Genomic DNA, 16,676 nt, shown 5'->3' on the forward strand with positions numbered 1-16,676 from the left:
TTTCACGTGAAACGGTGTTTAGCTTAATGGATCTTTCGCAGGCGTTCCCGCTTTACGCGGATATTTCCCGGGTGTTGTTCGTTTTTTATCTACAATAACGATATTACGCTCACTTTCCTCGCCTGGCAATTGGAACTGGAAACTTTCCCGTAAATTCCCACCGAGTACTTTCAAGGCAATCGCACCATCCTCAAGCTCTTCACTGACTTTCGCCGCCTTCAAGGCAACGAATTGTCCTCCGACTTTCGCAAGTGGTAGGCAATATTCCGCGAGAACGGACATCCGGGCAACCGCACGTGCGGTCACGACGTCAAATCGTTCGCGGAATTGTTTATTTTTACCGAACTCTTCTGCGCGTCCATGATGGAACGCGACACCTTCGAGTCCAAGTTCCGTCGCTAAATGATTCAGGAAGCCAATTCGTTTGTTCAGTGAATCGACGATCGTCACTTGAAGGTGCGGGAACATGATTTTGATCGGCAGACTCGGGAACCCGGCACCTGCTCCGACATCACAAACCGTCGTGACTGTCGTGAAATCAAAATAGAACGCTGCTGTGATCGAGTCATAGAAGTGCTTTAAATAGACACCTTCTTCATCGGTAATCGCCGTCAGGTTCATCTTTTCATTCCACTCGACGAGCAGTTCATAATACCGCTTGAATTGATGCAACTGATGTTCTGAGACCTCAAGTCCCTGTGCTGCCAATGCTGTTACGAATTGCTGTTGGTTCATCTCGTTCACTCCGCAGTCAATGCGTATTGGCCTTGTTCGATATAGACAAGCAGGATCGAGATATCAGACGGGTTAACCCCTGAAATCCGGGATGCTTGTCCGATCGAGAGCGGACGCACTTGGTTTAGTTTTTGTTTCGCTTCAATCGCTAATCCACTGATCGCATCGTAATCGAGACGATCCGGAATCCGTTTTTGCTCCATCCGCATCATTTTTTCGACTTGATCGAGTTGTTTATCGATGTAGCCAGCATATTTGACTTGGATTTCGACTTGTTCTGCTGCTTCTGCAGACAATGGTGTTTCCGGTGGTGTCATCTGCGCGATCATCGCATACGTGATTTCCGGGCGTTTCAGCAACGTGATCGCATGCAGAGCTTCCTTAAGTGGCGATGCACCAATCGCTTCTAGCTGTGCATTCACGTCCGGTGTCGCTTTGATGACGACCTTCTCAAGACGTTTCATCTCAAGACGGATTTGCTCTTGTTTGTCGAGCAACTTCGCTTGGCGTTCTTCCGAGATCAAACCGAGTTCATGTCCGATTTCCGACAGACGAAGATCCGCATTATCATGACGGAGCAACAAGCGGTACTCGGCACGTGACGTCAAGAGGCGGTACGGTTCGTTCGTACCTTTCGTGACGAGATCATCGATCATGACACCGATGTAGCCTTGTGAACGTGACAAGATGAGTGGTTCTTTGCCTTGAACTTGTAGTCCAGCATTGATTCCTGCCATGATCCCTTGTCCCGCTGCTTCCTCATAACCACTTGTTCCGTTGATTTGACCCGCTGTGAATAAACCAGGAACACGTTTTGTTTCGAGCGTTGGCCAGAGTTGTGTCGGAACGACAGCATCGTATTCAATCGCATAACCAGGACGCATCATTTCTGAATTCTCAAGCCCAGGAATCGAGCGGAGAATATCGTGTTGAACGTCTTCCGGTAAACTTGTCGATAACCCTTGCACGTAGACTTCTTCCGTATCGCGACCTTCTGGCTCAAGGAAGATTTGGTGACGCGGTTTATCGTTGAACCGGACGACCTTATCTTCGATCGATGGGCAATAACGGGGACCTGTCCCTTTAATCATCCCAGAGAACATCGGTGAACGGTGTAGATTCGCATCGATCAATTGATGCGTATACTCCGTCGTATACGTCAACCAGCATGGAATTTGTTCCGTGATCATCTGTGTCGTTTCATGACTAAACGGAAGCGCTACTTCGTCACCTGGTTGGATCTCCGTCTTCGAGTAATCGATCGTTTTCCCGTCGATGCGCGGTGGTGTACCTGTCTTGAAACGTGCGAGCTCAAATCCAAGTTCTTCAAGATGTTTCGATAGATTGATCGATGGCATCTGATTGTTCGGACCACTCTCGTACGACAATTCACCGATGATGATTTTCCCGCGCATGAAAGTTCCTGTCGTGATGACGACCGCTTTTGCCCGGTATTCCGCTCCAGTATTCGTGACGACACCAACGCAGCGTCCTTCGTCGTCAATCAACAACCGTTCGACGAGCGCTTGACGTAAGAGCAAATTCGGCTCATCCTCAAGCGCTTTTTTCATCCGGTTTTGGTATTCGAATTTATCTGCCTGTGCGCGTAATGCTCGCACGGCAGGTCCTTTTGACGTGTTTAACATTTTCATTTGAATATACGTTGCATCGATCGCGCGTGCCATTTCACCACCGAGCGCATCGATTTCCCGGACGACGATCCCTTTTGCAGGACCACCGATCGACGGGTTGCAATACATGGATCCGACCATATCGGGATTCATTGTCAACATGACCGTTTTCGAGCCCATTCGTGCCGCAGCAAGAGAGGCTTCGATGCCGGCATGTCCGGCTCCGACGACGATGACGTCGAATTCACCTGCTTGATAAGCCATAGTACTGGTTCCTCCTTCTTATTCCACACGCAGTCGTCTCGAATTATTTCCCGAGACAGAACTGCGAAAACAACTGATCCAATAAACTATCCTGTGCTGTATCTCCATTGATTTCGCCGAGCGTGTCCCATGCCCGTCGTAAATCGATCTGTACCATGTCAATCGGCATCGCTGCTTCTGCTGCACCGAGGGCATCTTCAATCATTTGACTCGCGCGTTTGATCAGTTGGATATGTCGTGCATTCGAGACGTACGTCATATCTTGACTCTCGACACCCTGTTCAAAGAACAGACTCGCAATCGCCGCTTCAAGATCGTTGACCCCTGCTTCTTCGAGCAAGGACGTCGTAACGATTGGTCGACCATCGGCAAGTTCCGTGACACGTACCAAATCAATCTGTTGCGCCAAGTCACTCTTGTTGACGATGATGATTGCGTTCATCCCTTTAATCGCTTCAAACAGCAAAACGTCCTCATCCGTTAGGACATCGTTCCCGTTTAGGACGAGTAAGATCAAATCGGCCGTCTTTAAAGCCTGACGCGACTTTTCGACACCCATCCGTTCGACGATATCTTCCGTCTCTCGAATCCCTGCCGTATCAATCAACTTTAGTGGTACACCACGAACATTGACGTACTCCTCGATCGTATCGCGTGTCGTTCCCGCGATATCCGTGACGATGGCCTTCGCTTCTTGCACCAATGTGTTGAGCAAAGACGATTTACCGACGTTCGGACGACCGATGATCGCTGTGGATAACCCTTCACGAAGGATTTTTCCTTGGCGTGCCGTTGTTAATAACTCTGCCAGAATCGCGCGGACAGCTCCAGCGTCACGTTCGACGATCTGTTGTGTCATCTCTTCTGCGTCATATTCCGGGTAATCGATGTTGACTTCGATCGCAGCAATCGTCTGCAACAGTTGTTGACGTAAGTCTTGGACGAGTTTTGAGAGACGTCCTTCAATTTGACTGACGGCGACATGCATCGCTCGATCCGTCTTCGCGCGGATGAGATCCATGACAGCTTCCGCCTGCGACAAATCGATTCGTCCGTTCAAGAACGCACGTTTCGTGAATTCACCCGGTTCCGCTAATCGGACTTCCGGTTGTGCGAGGATGAGTTCGAGGACACGATTGACCGCGACGACTCCCCCATGACAATTCAATTCGATGACATCTTCACGTGTGAACGTCTTTGGTGCGCGCATGACACTCACCATTACTTCATCAACAACACGATCCGCCTCGTGATCGACCAATTTCCCGTAATGAATCGTATGGGTTGGTACTTCCGTCAAGCGGTTGGTTCCTTTATAGACGCGGTCGGCTACAGCGACTGCATCAGGACCCGATAAGCGCACGATTGCAATCGCCCCTTCTCCCATCGGCGTCGAAATCGCGGCAATCGTATCAAATTCCATCATCCGTTCTTCCACCTCGTTTTTCTTCTGTCTTTTTATACGTGTTCAATCCTTAATCGTTGCAATGGGTATAACGAAACAACTATACACGAAATGACGCAAAAGAAAAAGAGCGACACTCTGTCAAAACAAAGCGTCGCTCTTCACGTATTAGCGTTTCTTTTTCGATTTTTTAGGAGCCGGAGCTGCTTGCGCCGCTTCCTTATCGCGTTTTGCTGCAAGTGTTGCCTCTGTCTGCACTTTGATCTTTTCACGCATTGGCTTCATGATGACGACCGTGACGATGATCGAGAAGATGTAACCGACGACCCAGTAAAGAGAAAGGGCAGATGGGAGTGTGACCCCCATGATGAAGATCATGATCGGGAAGACGTAGAGCATGATTTTCATTTGTGGATTGTCTTCTTGACCTGCCATCGAGATTTTTTGCTGTAGATACGTTAGTACCGCAGACATGATCGGCAAGATGAAGAATGGATCCGGTTTTCCGAGGTTAAACCAAAGGAATGTGTGTTGGAAAATAGCCGGCGTATAAATAATGGCGTTATAGAACGCAATCAAGATCGGCATTTGGATCAAGATCGGTAAACAGCCAGCAAGCGGATTGACGTTATGCTCTTGGTAAAGCTTCATCATTTCCTGTTGCAATTTCTGTTGCGTCTCTTGGTCTTTCGAGCTGTATTTCTCACGAAGTTTCACCATTTCAGGCTGAATGACTTGCATTCCACCCATACTCTTCGTTTGTTTGATCATCAACGGAAGGATGACAAGACGAACGAGAAGTGTCGTGATGATGATTCCGATTCCGAAATCATTTCCGACAAGATGCGAAATTTCGCGAATCAACCACGCCATCGGCCAAACAAAATAATGTTTCCAAAAACCATCAGTATTTGCTGTGATCTCTTCGTGTGCGCCATAGTTCGTCGGTGCACAACCTGATAACACGATCGCGAGCACAGACATGAGCCCGAGAGTTAACCAAATCTTAGTTCTCTTGTTCATAATTCCTCCTAGAAATTGTTTACGCTTTGTCGAACGCCATCTTCTTCTATAGTAAGGCAAGGAAAGGGAGCGCCGTACAAATCAACAGGATGCATTGCTACGATTCATTTTTTTGATCGCATCCAGACACCGGAACGTTTGAGGACGTGACGGAGACTGTCAGCCACTTCTTGCGCGGTCATCTTAGCGGCCGGATTACGCGCGATGATCACCAAATCATAATTCGGGGCAATCGAGGCTTCATGCTGCTGGCATGCTTCCCGAAGATACCGTTTCACCTGATTCCGGACGACGGCATTCCCGATTTTCTTGCTGACGGATAAACCAACCCGAAAGTGAGTCTGTTGCTCCTTTTTCAAGGCATACACGACAAATTGCCGATTTGCGACAGAGGCTCCTTTAGTAAACACCGCTTGGAACTCCTTGTCTTTCTTGACGCGGTATTCCTTCTTCACCTTATTCACACTCCATCCTGACACTACGAAAATTCGTCGTCTCTCATCATATCATAGAATAAACATGCGACGCGATAGGGCGCATGTGACAAAAGCACGAACACACTAAAAAACATAAAAAAAAATCACCTCGGATCATGCCCGAAGTGATGGATGCATCAATGCATTAGACAGTCAAGGCTTTGCGGCCCTTAAGACGGCGAGCAGCCAAGATACGGCGGCCACTCTTCGTAGCCATACGCGCACGGAATCCGTGAACTTTTTTACGCTTACGGTTGTTTGGGTTGAAAGTTGGTTTCATTCGTCTGCACCTCCTTTAAAAGATCTTTATAACCAATTGTTATTTTCTACTTTAAGGCAGTCTTGTACATTATATAAACTGATTGTGGCATTGTCAATGAAAGTTCGGAAGATTTCTCGCCTTGCGTAAAGGTTTGTTTCTTAAAAACAGGCGATAGGATTCCAGCATGCAAACTCTATTACACAATAGAATGCGACTGGATCACAAAGAACAGATTGATAGACTTATCCACCTATCCACAGACTTATCCACATTATCCACACTTTCCGTGGATAACTCTTCACTTTGTCTACGATAGTATTTTTTAAAATCGACGTCAATCCTCGATTTTGGATTTCCTTTTTCCACTTCTTTTGTATTTTGTGAATAACTCTTTTTTAACGCTTCCTCTTTCAAAAAGTTATCCACCTCTTATCCACAATTTATCCACACTATCCACAGCTTGTGGGTAACTACCTGTGGACGATTGAATTTACTTGTGGATAAATCATTCCAACCATTGCCAGAGCTCATTTCTTTTGATACACTAATTGTGCATAACATGATCCTGATCGCTTAGGACAAAACAAGTTATACACACCCTGTGGATAACTTTATACACAGATTCAACTACCTGTGGATAACGTTATCCACAGTTTTTACGTTATGGGGATAAGTCGAGTTTCTTCATTAACTTTGTCTGTGTATAAGCCTGTGTACAAATTTTTTCTATCTTGATAAAAAAAGGGGGGTATTTATGAAAAACGCTGCCGAACTTTGGCATAATGTCTTATCTGTGATTGAGGAAGAGGAACGAACACCGAAAGCCAGTTATGATATGTGGTTGAAGTCCACAGAAGGCGTTACGCTAAATGGAACGACTTTACTCGTTTCAGCACCGGCTGCATTTACGGTGACGTGGCTTGAGCGCCAGTACTTATCTTTACTTGAAGACACAGTTGAGGAAGTAACCGGAAGCCGACTCGATATTCAGTTCATTGAAGAGGGACAAGCGAAGAAAATGCTCGATCGACAAGAAGAGGAACGGATCGACGCAACACCGGCTCCAAAATCACGTCCATTGAACACGCGCAAACCGACAGATGAACTGACGATGAGTGAACTTGGACAATTAAATGAGAAGTACACGTTCGATACATTTGTCATCGGATCGGGGAACCGTTTTGCACACGCCGCTTCACTGGCTGTTGCTGAAGCACCTGCTAAAGCATATAATCCGCTTTTCATCTACGGTGGCGTTGGTCTTGGCAAAACCCATCTGATGCATGCCATCGGACAGTACGTTCAAGATCAAAATCTTGGGACACGGATTGCCTATGTCTCTTCTGAACGCTTTACAAATGACTTTATTAACTCCATCCGTGATAATAAGACGGTTGAGTTTCGAAATAAATACCGTAACATCGATGTCCTCTTAATTGATGACATCCAGTTCCTTGCGGGCAAAGAACAGACGCAAGAAGAGTTTTTCCACACATTTAATGCACTGCATAACGACCAAAAACAAATCATCATTTCGAGTGACCGACCGCCAAAAGAGATTCCAACGCTTGAAGATCGGCTCCGTTCTCGTTTTGAATGGGGATTGATTACCGACATCACGCCACCGGATCTCGAGACACGGATTGCAATCTTACGGAAAAAGGCGAATGCTGAACAGCTTGATGTCTCAAACGAAGTCATGCTCTACATCGCGAGTCAGATTGATACGAATATCCGTGAGCTCGAAGGAGCGTTGACGCGTGTCATCGCTTATGCGAATCTCGTCGGACGACCGATTGATCCAAATGTCGCTGCAGAAGCCTTGCATAACATCATGCCAGTCGCTGAACCGCGTAAAGTCACGATTCGTGACATCCAGGAGTCGGTCAGTAAGCATTTCAACTTGCCGTTTGATGATCTTAAGGCGAAGAAACGGACGAAATCGATTGCCTTTCCACGTCAAATCGCGATGTATCTTTCGCGTGAGATGACGGAAAGCTCATTACCGAAGATTGGGGAGGAATTTGGAGGACGCGACCATACCACCGTCATCCATGCCCATGAAAAGATCAGTATGTTGATCAAATCAGACGGTGAAACAGGAAAAGTCATCGAACAAATCAAGCATGAGTTGAAGCATTCGTAAAACTGTGGATAAACATGTGGATAAAGTAGGGTGGTTATCCACAACTTATCCACACCGTTTTTGGCTCTATATCAAGTTATCCACCGACTTATCCACATTATCCACAGCCCCTAAGACTATTATTAAAAAAATATATTATTATGTTATGATGGGCGCATGCCCATTATTTTCGAGAGGAGTCTAACGACGATATGCATATCACCATTCAACGCGAAGCTTTAATTCAAGCAGTACAAGATGTAGCCAAAGCGGTCTCATCCCGCACGACGATTCCGATTCTGACAGGGATCAAACTCGAAGCTCATGGAGATGGCATGACGCTGACAGGAAGCGATACAGAAATCTCGATTGAACGGACGATCTATGCAGAAGAGAACGGAACGTCTTATGTCACGGTCCACCGTGCTGGTAGTGTCGTCTTGAATGCCCGCTTCTTCGGCGATATCGTCAAAAAGATGCCAAAAGACGAAGTGACACTTGAAGTCTCACCGAACTTCATGACACGGATTCAGTCAGGAACAGCGGAATTCCATTTAAACGGTCTTGATCCAGATGAGTTCCCACGTCTTCCACAAGTCGATGGGGGACAACGTTTCCGTTTACCGGCTGATCTCTTACGGTCGATGATTCGTCAAACAAGCTTTGCTGTCGCTGTTCAAGAAACACGTCCTGTTCTCACAGGTGTGAACTTCTCAGCCGACAAAGGCATCTTGACGTGTGTCTCAACGGATAGTCACCGTTTAGCCCTGCGTCGTGCTCAGTTTGAGACAGATACGGACATCTCGTTCCAGAACGTCATCGTTCCTGGTAAGAGCTTAAATGAATTATCGAAGTTACTTGGGGACGGTCATGTGGATATTACGATCACGAACCAACAAATCTTGTTCAAGATGAAACACGTCCTCTTCTTCTCACGTCTACTTGACGGAAACTATCCGGATACATCACGTTTGATTCCAGAAGAGTATCGGACAGCTGTCCGCATGAACGCGAAAGAATTGCTCCAAGCAATCGATCGCGCGTCACTGCTCGCACGTGAGGACCGTAACAACGTCATCAAGTTTGCAGCTGAAGGAACGACAGCGGTCGAGATTTCTTCGCATTCACCAGAAGTCGGGAAAGTCTCGGAGCAAGTCAGCATCCTTTCGCTTGAAGGGGAAGAACTGAAAATCTCGTTCAACTCGAAGTACATGATGGATGCCTTAAAGGCGCTTGACGCGACAGATATCGAAATCCAGTTCACGGGTTCGATTCGTCCATTCATCTTGCATCCAGTTGATCAAGATAACGTCTTGCAACTGATTCTTCCAGTCCGGACGGCGTAAGCATCAACATAAAACACGTGACAAGACGGGTTCGATCGTTTCGACATCGGACCCGTCTTTTTCGTATAGCGTATATACGTTCGGGAATTTTGCTAAATCGTTCAATATTTAGTACAATAAAGAGTACGTCATTTATAATATGTAGGTAGGAGGAGTCAATCCATGCAAGAAATCAGAATTACAACGGAATATGTCACATTAGGGCAGTTCCTGAAACTGTCGGATATCATCTCAAGCGGAGGACAAGCCAAACCGTTTTTAGCAGAGGTGCCAATTCTAGTCAACGGCGAAGTCGATCAGCGACGTGGTCGTAAATTACGGGATGGAGACATCATTGATGTAGAAGACTACGGTCAGTTCATCATCAAGAACGAGGGTAACTAACGTGCGGCTGGATTCAGTCCGACTCAGTCATTATCGCAACTATGACGCACTCGAACTGTCATTCTCCGAAAAGACGAATGTTCTGATTGGTGAAAATGCACAAGGGAAGACGAACTTATTGGAAGCGATCTATGTTCTCGCTCTCGCGAAGTCTCACCGGACGACGCATGATAAGGAACTGATTGGTTGGGACCAGGAGACAGCGCGCGTCGAAGGACGTGTCGTCAAACGAACAGGTTCTCATGTCCAGGAGATCGTCATCTCGGGTCGCGGGAAAAAAGCAAAACTAAATCATCTAGAGCAACGACGCTTGAGTGATTATGTCGGGGCACTGAACATCGTTTTATTCGCCCCGGAAGATTTGCATATCGTCAAAGGCAGTCCACAAGTCCGCCGACGGTTTCTCGATATGGAGATCGGTCAAGTTAGCCCGGTCTATTTGCATGAATTGAGTCAGTATCTGAAAGTGTTGAAGCAGCGCAACGCGTTGCTGAAACAACTGTCCATGAAGGGAGGAGACGAGACCTTCCTTGATATCTTGACGGAGCAAATGATTACGCTAGCCGTTAAAATCGTTCAGCGCCGCCATCATTTCATGGCCCAACTCGAAAAGTGGGCACGACCGATTCATGACGGAATTAGTCGTGGACAGGAAGAACTCGCGCTCATCTATCGTTCGGACACATTTGGCAATGAATTACTCGATGTCGAAGGAATGACTGCGTCCTACACGCAGAAGTTTGGTAAAATAAAAGAAAATGAAATCCGAAGAGGAGTTACATTGTTTGGACCACATCGTGATGACTTTGAGATGGAAGTCAACGGACGAAACGTCCAAACGTATGGTTCACAAGGGCAACAACGAACAGCAGCCCTCTCGTTAAAGCTTGCAGAGATCGAATTGATTCACGAGGAAGTCGGAGAGTATCCACTTCTTCTACTCGACGATGTCTTATCCGAGCTTGATGATCATCGTCAAACACATTTGCTCGATACGATGCAACAAAAGGTCCAGACGATCCTGACGACGACAAGCGTCGATGGGATTGCGCATGAAACGATCAACCAAGCGAAGTTGTTCCACGTGAAACAAGGGACGGTCGATTTGGAAGAGACATCATATAAAGAAACAGTAGGTGAGAAAACCGATGAGTAATCATGAAGATATGGAATTGGAACAAGGATACGGTGCCGATCAGATTCAAGTTCTTGAAGGATTAGAAGCAGTACGTAAACGTCCAGGGATGTATATCGGCTCGACGGCATCAAAAGGTCTCCATCACCTCGTATGGGAGATTGTCGATAACTCGATCGATGAGGCGCTCGCAGGATACTGTGACACGATCAAAGTCACAATCGAACCAGGGAACTCGATCTTAGTCGAGGATAACGGACGCGGTATTCCAGTCGACATTCAAGAGAAGATGGGTCGTCCTGCCGTTGAGGTCATCCTGACGGTCCTCCACGCCGGTGGTAAATTCGGCGGTGGCGGATATAAAGTATCGGGTGGATTACACGGTGTTGGGGCCTCGGTCGTTAACGCCCTGTCGACGAAACTTGAAGTATTCGTCAAACGGAATGAAAAGTTGTATTACCAAGCGTATCATCGCGGTGTACCAGCACAAGATCTTGAAGTGATTGGAACATCAGAAGAGACCGGAACGACGATTCGTTTCTTCCCAGACGGTGAGATTTTCCAAGAAACGCTCGAGTATGACTACGATTTGCTAGCGACACGCCTGCGGGAACTTGCTTTCTTAAACAAAGGCTTGAAGATCATCATCACGGACGATCGTGCGGATGAGCCGATGACGCGTAGTTTCCACTACGAAGGTGGGATTAAATCTTACGTCGAACACTTAAACCGTTCAAAAGAAGTCGTTCACGCAGAACCTGTCTACGTACACGGCACAAAAGACGGCATCGAAGTCGAAGTCGCACTTCAGTACAACGATGGATTTGCGTCAAATATCTACTCGTTCACGAACAACATCCCGACGCATGAGGGTGGTACGCACGAGACCGGCTTCAAGACAGCTTTGACACGCGTCATCAATGATTACGCGAAAAAGTTCGGTCTGATGAAGGATGCAGACGGTACACTGTCCGGTGAAGACGTACGGGAAGGGATGACAGCGATCGTTTCCGTCAAGCACCCGAACCCGCAGTTCGAAGGACAGACGAAGACGAAACTCGGGAACTCCGACGCACGTACGGTCACGGATTCGCTCTTCTCTGGTGCATTTGAGCAGTTCATGCTTGAAAATCCGACGAACGCACGCGCAATCGTCGAAAAAGGGATGATGGCGTCGCGCGCCCGGATGGCAGCGAAACGCGCACGTGAATTGACACGCCGCAAAGGTGTTCTTGAAGTCAGCTCGCTTCCAGGTAAACTAGCCGACTGTTCGTCACGTGATGCGTCGATTTCCGAATTGTATATCGTTGAGGGTGACTCAGCGGGTGGTTCTGCGAAATCCGGACGTGATCGTCATTTCCAAGCAATCTTACCGATTCGCGGTAAAATCTTGAACGTTGAGAAAGCACGTCTTGATAAGATTCTTGGAAGCAATGAGATCCGGACGATCATCACGGCACTCGGGACAAGTATTGGTTCTGAGTTCAATATCGAGAAGGCACGCTACCACAAAGTCATCATCATGACCGATGCCGATGTCGATGGTGCCCACATCCGGACACTCTTGTTGACGTTCTTCTACCGTTACATGCGTCCGCTTGTCGAGCATGGATACGTCTATATCGCTCAGCCACCGCTATACGGAATCAAACAAGGGAAGAACATCACGTACGTGCATAACGAACGTGAATTGACAGAGGCGCTTGCAGCGCTTCCTGAAAACGCACGGTACGATATTCAGCGCTATAAAGGTCTTGGAGAGATGGATCCAGAGCAGCTTTGGGAAACGACGATGGATCCAAGTGGTCGTCAAATGTTGCGTGTCGAGCTTCAAGATGCGATCGAAGCGGATGAAGTCTTCGATATCTTGATGGGAGATCAGGTCGAACCACGACGCGACTTCATTCAATCTCACGCACATTACGTCAAGAACCTGGATATTTAACGCTGAACAGAGAGGGTGGCCAGAAGCATGTCCGAACAAAATCACGGAATCATCAAGGATATTAATATCAGTCAAGAGATGCGTACGTCCTTCATGGACTACGCGATGAGCGTCATCGTCGCACGTGCTCTTCCGGACGTACGGGACGGCTTAAAACCCGGACACCGCCGGATTCTCTATGCGATGAACGACCTCGGTATTCGTGCCGATAAACCACATAAAAAGTCTGCCCGTATCGTCGGGGAAGTCATCGGTAAGTATCACCCGCACGGGGATTCTGCCGTCTATGACACGATGGTCCGCATGGCGCAAGACTTCAGCTACCGCTACGAACTCGTCGATGGACACGGAAACTTCGGTTCTGTCGATGGAGACTCGGCGGCAGCGATGCGATATACGGAAGCCCGTATGTCTAAAATCGCAATGGAAATCGTTCGCGATATCAACAAAAACACAGTCGATTTCAAAGATAACTACGATGGTTCGGAACGCGAACCGGAAGTCTTACCGTCGCGCTTCCCGAACTTGCTCGTCAACGGTTCGAGCGGGATCGCGGTCGGGATGGCAACGAACATTCCGCCGCACCAGTTAGGTGAGGTCATCGATGGTGTCTTAGCATTGTCTCACGACCCAGAAATCACGATCCAAGAACTGATGCAGCACATTCCGGGACCTGATTTCCCAACGGCTGGTGAAATTCTTGGTCGTAGCGGGATTCGTCGCGCATATGAAACAGGACGTGGCTCGATCATCGTCCGTGCGAAAGCAGAAATCGAACAGACGAAAAAAGACCGCGAACGGATCATCGTGACGGAGTTGCCTTATCAGGTCAACAAAGCCCGCCTCGTTGAAAAGATTGCCGATCTCGTCCGCGAGAAAAAAATTGAAGGTATCACCGATTTACGGGATGAGTCAGATCGCCGCGGTATGCGGATCGTCATGGAAGTCCGTCGTGATGCGAATGCAAGTGTCATCTTAAACAACTTGTATAAACAGACGTCGATGCAAACGACGTTTGGTGTCAACATGCTTGCGATCGTCGGAGGACGTCCGAAAACATTGACGCTTAAAGAAATGCTCTATCATTACCTCGAGCATCAAAAAGAAATCGTTCGTCGTCGGACACAGTTCGATCTCGAAAAAGCAGAAGCACGTGAACACTTGCTCGCTGGTCTACGGATTGCGCTTGATCATTTGGATGAAGTCATTCAAATCATTCGCGGGAACCGGACAGCGGACGCAGCACGTGAACAGTTGATGGAGCGTTTTGCGTTATCTGAGAAACAATCACAAGCGATTCTCGATATGCGCTTACAACGCCTGACAGGTCTTGAGCGGGAAAAAATTGAAGCAGAGTATGACGAAATCATGCAATTGATCGCGGAACTGAACCGCATCCTTGCGAGTGAAGAAGTCTTGCTTGATTTGATCCGGACAGAACTCGAGGAGTTGAAGGAACGTTTCAACGACGAGCGTCGGACGGAAATCCGGATGGATCATATCGAATTCGAAGATGAAGACTTGATTCCGGAACAGGATATCATCATCACGTTGACAAGCAGTGGTTATATCAAACGGATGACGACGGATTCGTACCGGACACAGCGCCGCGGTGGACGTGGCGTTCAAGGAATCGGAACGAACGACGAGGATTACGTTACGCGTCTCTTGTCTTGTTCGACGCATGATACGATTCTATTCTTTACGAACCGCGGGAAAGTCTACCGGATTCGTGGATACGAAGTACCGGAGATGAGCCGGACATCAAAAGGTGTGCCGATCATCAACCTCATCCAAATTGAACGCGATGAAAAGGTCGAGACGATGATTCCAGTCAACTTCAAACGTTATCTTGAGGAGCAACAAGCAACTGAAGCACCTGTCGAGGTGGTTGAAGGAGAGATTGAAGAGACGGAAGAAGCGCTCGAAACGGAAGAAGTCGTTCAAGATGAGCAAAAATCATTGATCTTCATGACACGTAAAGGACGCGTCAAACGTTCACCGTTGTCCGCATATGCCCGGATCAACAAAAATGGTTTGATTGCGATTCGGTTGTTTGAAGACGATGAATTGACATCCGTTCGTCTTGCATCGACGGATGATGAAGTCTTTGCTGTTTCAACAAGCGGGAAAGCGATTCGTTTCCCAATCACGAATGTCCGCTCGATGGGACGTGGTGCTCGTGGTGTCAAAGCGATGACGTTACGCCCAGACGATTTCGTCGTCGGGATGGAACTTGCACGTGATGCACAAGATGTTCTTGTTATTACGGAAAAAGGATTCGGTAAACGAACACCGATGACCGAGTTCCGTAGTCAATCGCGTGGTGGTAAAGGATTGATCGCGAGTAAGGTAACAGATCGCGTCGGTCAAATCGTTGCCATGCGAATCGTTGATGTCGATGATGACATCATGATCATGACAGAGAGCGGTATCGTTATTCGGACAGACTCGCAATACATTTCACGTGTCGGCCGCAACACCCAAGGGGTGAAGGTCATTCGAATTGAAGAAGGTGACCGTGTTGCAACGGTTGCGAAACTGAAACGAGAAGAAACCGATGAAACGGACGAAGATACGGATCTTGTATCAGAAGAGAATGTAGTCGAATCGGATGCTTCAGAAGAAGTGGAAGAGTAAGCAAGACGTTAGTAAGGAAGCAGCAGAGTGATACCACTCTGCTGCTTTTATCTACATATATAGAAAGAAGAGAAAGGAACGAAGCGATATGCGAGTGGCAAGTGACCAATTACGCATCGGGGATCGTTTAACCGAATCGATCTACTTACATACAGATCATCCGATCGTAGAAGCAGGGAAAAAAATTGGAACCGACGAGTTACGACGAATCCAACGGTTTTTGATTAAAGAAGTCACCATCGAGGATCGTCCTGATCTTGTCGAAGGTGAAAAGATACAGATTGAAACAGTGGCTGCGCAGATAGAACATCCTTTTGAAGAGTTCATTCGCTCCTATAATAAAGTCTTCATGTCATGGGAACAGGGGATGAAGCCAAATGTGTATGAAGCTTTGAGTTGGGTCAAACAGTCCGTCCCGGAACAAATTACGAGACAAGATGTTCTGCCATTCTTCCTTGAACGGGGAACGGAAGCTTACACTGTGCGACATGCCATTTATCGAGGAGCAGTTGCCCAGATGCTTGCTGAAGCAGTCAGAAAAGAACGGAAAATGATCCATGAGCTGTGGACGGCATCTTATTTTGCGGATTACGGACTAGCGCGGATCATGGAATGGCGTCACACGAAACGTTATGAAGCGATGCAACAGGAAATTTTTCAACGTCACCCGGCAATGGCATATCAAGTCTTGCAAAAGGAGACGATTATCTCCGACACGGTAAATCGTTTGATTGTTCAACATCATGAACGTTTAGATGGATCTGGTTATCCTCTAAAGGTAAAAGGTGATAAGATTGCAGATCATGCTCGATTGTTCATTGTAGCAGATGTTTTTGCTGCAATGACAAGTTGGCGCCCATACCGGGAAGCGTATACGCCGTTTGACGCATATCGTCATTTAAAAGCGCGACCGATGCAATATTGTTCAAAATATGTATTGTTGCTTGGACAGTTACTTCTACCGATTGAAGTCGGTGATCGCGTATTGATGAGTAATGGGAAGATTGCAACAATCGCTCAAAAGAATCCAGTCTTTGATCGCCCCGTCATTTCTTATGAAGACCAGGGAAGAAGGATCATCGTTGATTTAATGGAAGAACGACAGCATAGCATCATTCAATTGATGGATTGATAAGGAATAAGTAGCCTCTTGAGCCGAATTCGTAAGGTTCAAGAGGTTTGTTCATGATTTTAAAAATAATTTTAAAATAAGTGTTGCGCAATAATAAAACGCATGATATATTATTACATGTCCTTAACAAAGACAAGCGCTTGAAACAAACGAAAAAACAATTTCAAAAAAGT

Annotated in this window: 13 protein-coding genes; 7 read left to right on the top strand and 6 right to left on the bottom strand. The window is 47.1% G+C overall.

What is annotated here, in order from left to right; translation table 11 throughout:
* Positions 1 to 18: 18 nt before the first annotated feature.
* The 6 genes from rsmG to rpmH form a co-directional block, all read right to left on the bottom strand.
* Positions 19 to 735: a 16S rRNA (guanine(527)-N(7))-methyltransferase RsmG gene (gene rsmG / locus B3S86_RS13870; protein WP_290753819.1), complete on the bottom strand. Its 717-nt coding sequence runs from the start codon at positions 733 to 735 to the stop codon at positions 19 to 21.
* A 5-nt stretch (positions 736 to 740) separates the two neighbouring features.
* The gene (mnmG, locus tag B3S86_RS13875; protein ID WP_290753823.1) at positions 741 to 2,630 is read right to left on the bottom strand and encodes a tRNA uridine-5-carboxymethylaminomethyl(34) synthesis enzyme MnmG; all 1,890 of its coding nucleotides are present in this window, start codon (positions 2,628 to 2,630) and stop codon (positions 741 to 743) included.
* 43 nt (positions 2,631 to 2,673) lie between these two features.
* Positions 2,674 to 4,056: a tRNA uridine-5-carboxymethylaminomethyl(34) synthesis GTPase MnmE gene (gene mnmE, locus B3S86_RS13880; RefSeq protein WP_056064613.1), complete on the bottom strand. Its 1,383-nt coding sequence runs from the start codon at positions 4,054 to 4,056 to the stop codon at positions 2,674 to 2,676.
* A gap of 147 nt (positions 4,057 to 4,203) precedes the next feature.
* The gene (yidC, locus tag B3S86_RS13885; RefSeq protein WP_035411724.1) at positions 4,204 to 5,058 is read right to left on the bottom strand and encodes a membrane protein insertase YidC; all 855 of its coding nucleotides are present in this window, start codon (positions 5,056 to 5,058) and stop codon (positions 4,204 to 4,206) included.
* A gap of 104 nt (positions 5,059 to 5,162) precedes the next feature.
* Positions 5,163 to 5,513, bottom strand: coding sequence for a ribonuclease P protein component (gene rnpA / locus B3S86_RS13890; protein ID WP_023469862.1), 351 nt, complete (start codon positions 5,511 to 5,513; stop codon positions 5,163 to 5,165).
* Between the two features lie 166 nt (positions 5,514 to 5,679).
* Positions 5,680 to 5,814, bottom strand: a complete 135-nt coding sequence (gene rpmH, locus B3S86_RS13895) for a 50S ribosomal protein L34 (protein WP_012371910.1) — start codon at positions 5,812 to 5,814, stop codon at positions 5,680 to 5,682.
* A gap of 736 nt (positions 5,815 to 6,550) precedes the next feature.
* Here rpmH and dnaA point away from each other — a divergent pair.
* The 7 genes from dnaA (at position 6,551) to B3S86_RS13930 (ending at position 16,503) form a co-directional block, all read left to right on the top strand.
* Positions 6,551 to 7,942 carry a chromosomal replication initiator protein DnaA gene (gene dnaA / locus B3S86_RS13900; RefSeq protein ID WP_035411721.1) on the top strand — a complete coding sequence of 464 codons (1,392 nt, stop codon included), beginning with the start codon at positions 6,551 to 6,553 and terminating at the stop codon, positions 7,940 to 7,942.
* A gap of 191 nt (positions 7,943 to 8,133) precedes the next feature.
* On the top strand, positions 8,134 to 9,267 hold the full coding sequence (dnaN, locus tag B3S86_RS13905; protein WP_023469864.1) for a DNA polymerase III subunit beta: 1,134 nt from the start codon (positions 8,134 to 8,136) through the stop codon (positions 9,265 to 9,267).
* 162 nt (positions 9,268 to 9,429) lie between these two features.
* On the top strand, positions 9,430 to 9,651 hold the full coding sequence (gene yaaA / locus B3S86_RS13910; protein ID WP_023469865.1) for a S4 domain-containing protein YaaA: 222 nt from the start codon (positions 9,430 to 9,432) through the stop codon (positions 9,649 to 9,651).
* A gap of 1 nt (position 9,652) precedes the next feature.
* Positions 9,653 to 10,807 (top strand): DNA replication/repair protein RecF, encoded by a 1,155-nt coding sequence (recF, locus tag B3S86_RS13915; protein WP_214856529.1) that lies wholly within the window; start codon positions 9,653 to 9,655, stop codon positions 10,805 to 10,807.
* A 10-nt stretch (positions 10,808 to 10,817) separates the two neighbouring features.
* Positions 10,818 to 12,731, top strand: a complete 1,914-nt coding sequence (gene gyrB / locus B3S86_RS13920) for a DNA topoisomerase (ATP-hydrolyzing) subunit B (protein ID WP_200864062.1) — start codon at positions 10,818 to 10,820, stop codon at positions 12,729 to 12,731.
* A 27-nt stretch (positions 12,732 to 12,758) separates the two neighbouring features.
* Positions 12,759 to 15,371: a DNA gyrase subunit A gene (gene gyrA / locus B3S86_RS13925; protein WP_290753832.1), complete on the top strand. Its 2,613-nt coding sequence runs from the start codon at positions 12,759 to 12,761 to the stop codon at positions 15,369 to 15,371.
* Positions 15,372 to 15,459: 88 nt separating this feature from the next.
* The gene (locus tag B3S86_RS13930; protein ID WP_035411716.1) at positions 15,460 to 16,503 is read left to right on the top strand and encodes an HD-GYP domain-containing protein; all 1,044 of its coding nucleotides are present in this window, start codon (positions 15,460 to 15,462) and stop codon (positions 16,501 to 16,503) included.
* The last annotated feature ends 173 nt before the right edge of the window (positions 16,504 to 16,676 follow it).

The organism is Exiguobacterium sp. UBA3968 (assembly GCF_002385115.1).
Lineage (GTDB): Bacteria > Bacillota > Bacilli > Exiguobacteriales > Exiguobacteriaceae > Exiguobacterium_A.

Coding starts and splice junctions, on each gene's coding strand:
- mnmE (WP_056064613.1), bottom strand. CDS start 4,056: ATGATGGAATTTGATACGATTGCCGCGATTTCGACGCCGATGGGAGAA.
- dnaA (WP_035411721.1), top strand. CDS start 6,551: ATGAAAAACGCTGCCGAACTTTGGCATAATGTCTTATCTGTGATTGAG.
- gyrB (WP_200864062.1), top strand. CDS start 10,818: ATGGAATTGGAACAAGGATACGGTGCCGATCAGATTCAAGTTCTTGAA.
- yidC (WP_035411724.1), bottom strand. CDS start 5,058: ATGAACAAGAGAACTAAGATTTGGTTAACTCTCGGGCTCATGTCTGTG.
- rsmG (WP_290753819.1), bottom strand. CDS start 735: ATGAACCAACAGCAATTCGTAACAGCATTGGCAGCACAGGGACTTGAG.
- gyrA (WP_290753832.1), top strand. CDS start 12,759: ATGTCCGAACAAAATCACGGAATCATCAAGGATATTAATATCAGTCAA.
- mnmG (WP_290753823.1), bottom strand. CDS start 2,630: ATGGCTTATCAAGCAGGTGAATTCGACGTCATCGTCGTCGGAGCCGGA.
- yaaA (WP_023469865.1), top strand. CDS start 9,430: ATGCAAGAAATCAGAATTACAACGGAATATGTCACATTAGGGCAGTTC.
- dnaN (WP_023469864.1), top strand. CDS start 8,134: ATGCATATCACCATTCAACGCGAAGCTTTAATTCAAGCAGTACAAGAT.
- B3S86_RS13930 (WP_035411716.1), top strand. CDS start 15,460: ATGCGAGTGGCAAGTGACCAATTACGCATCGGGGATCGTTTAACCGAA.
- rpmH (WP_012371910.1), bottom strand. CDS start 5,814: ATGAAACCAACTTTCAACCCAAACAACCGTAAGCGTAAAAAAGTTCAC.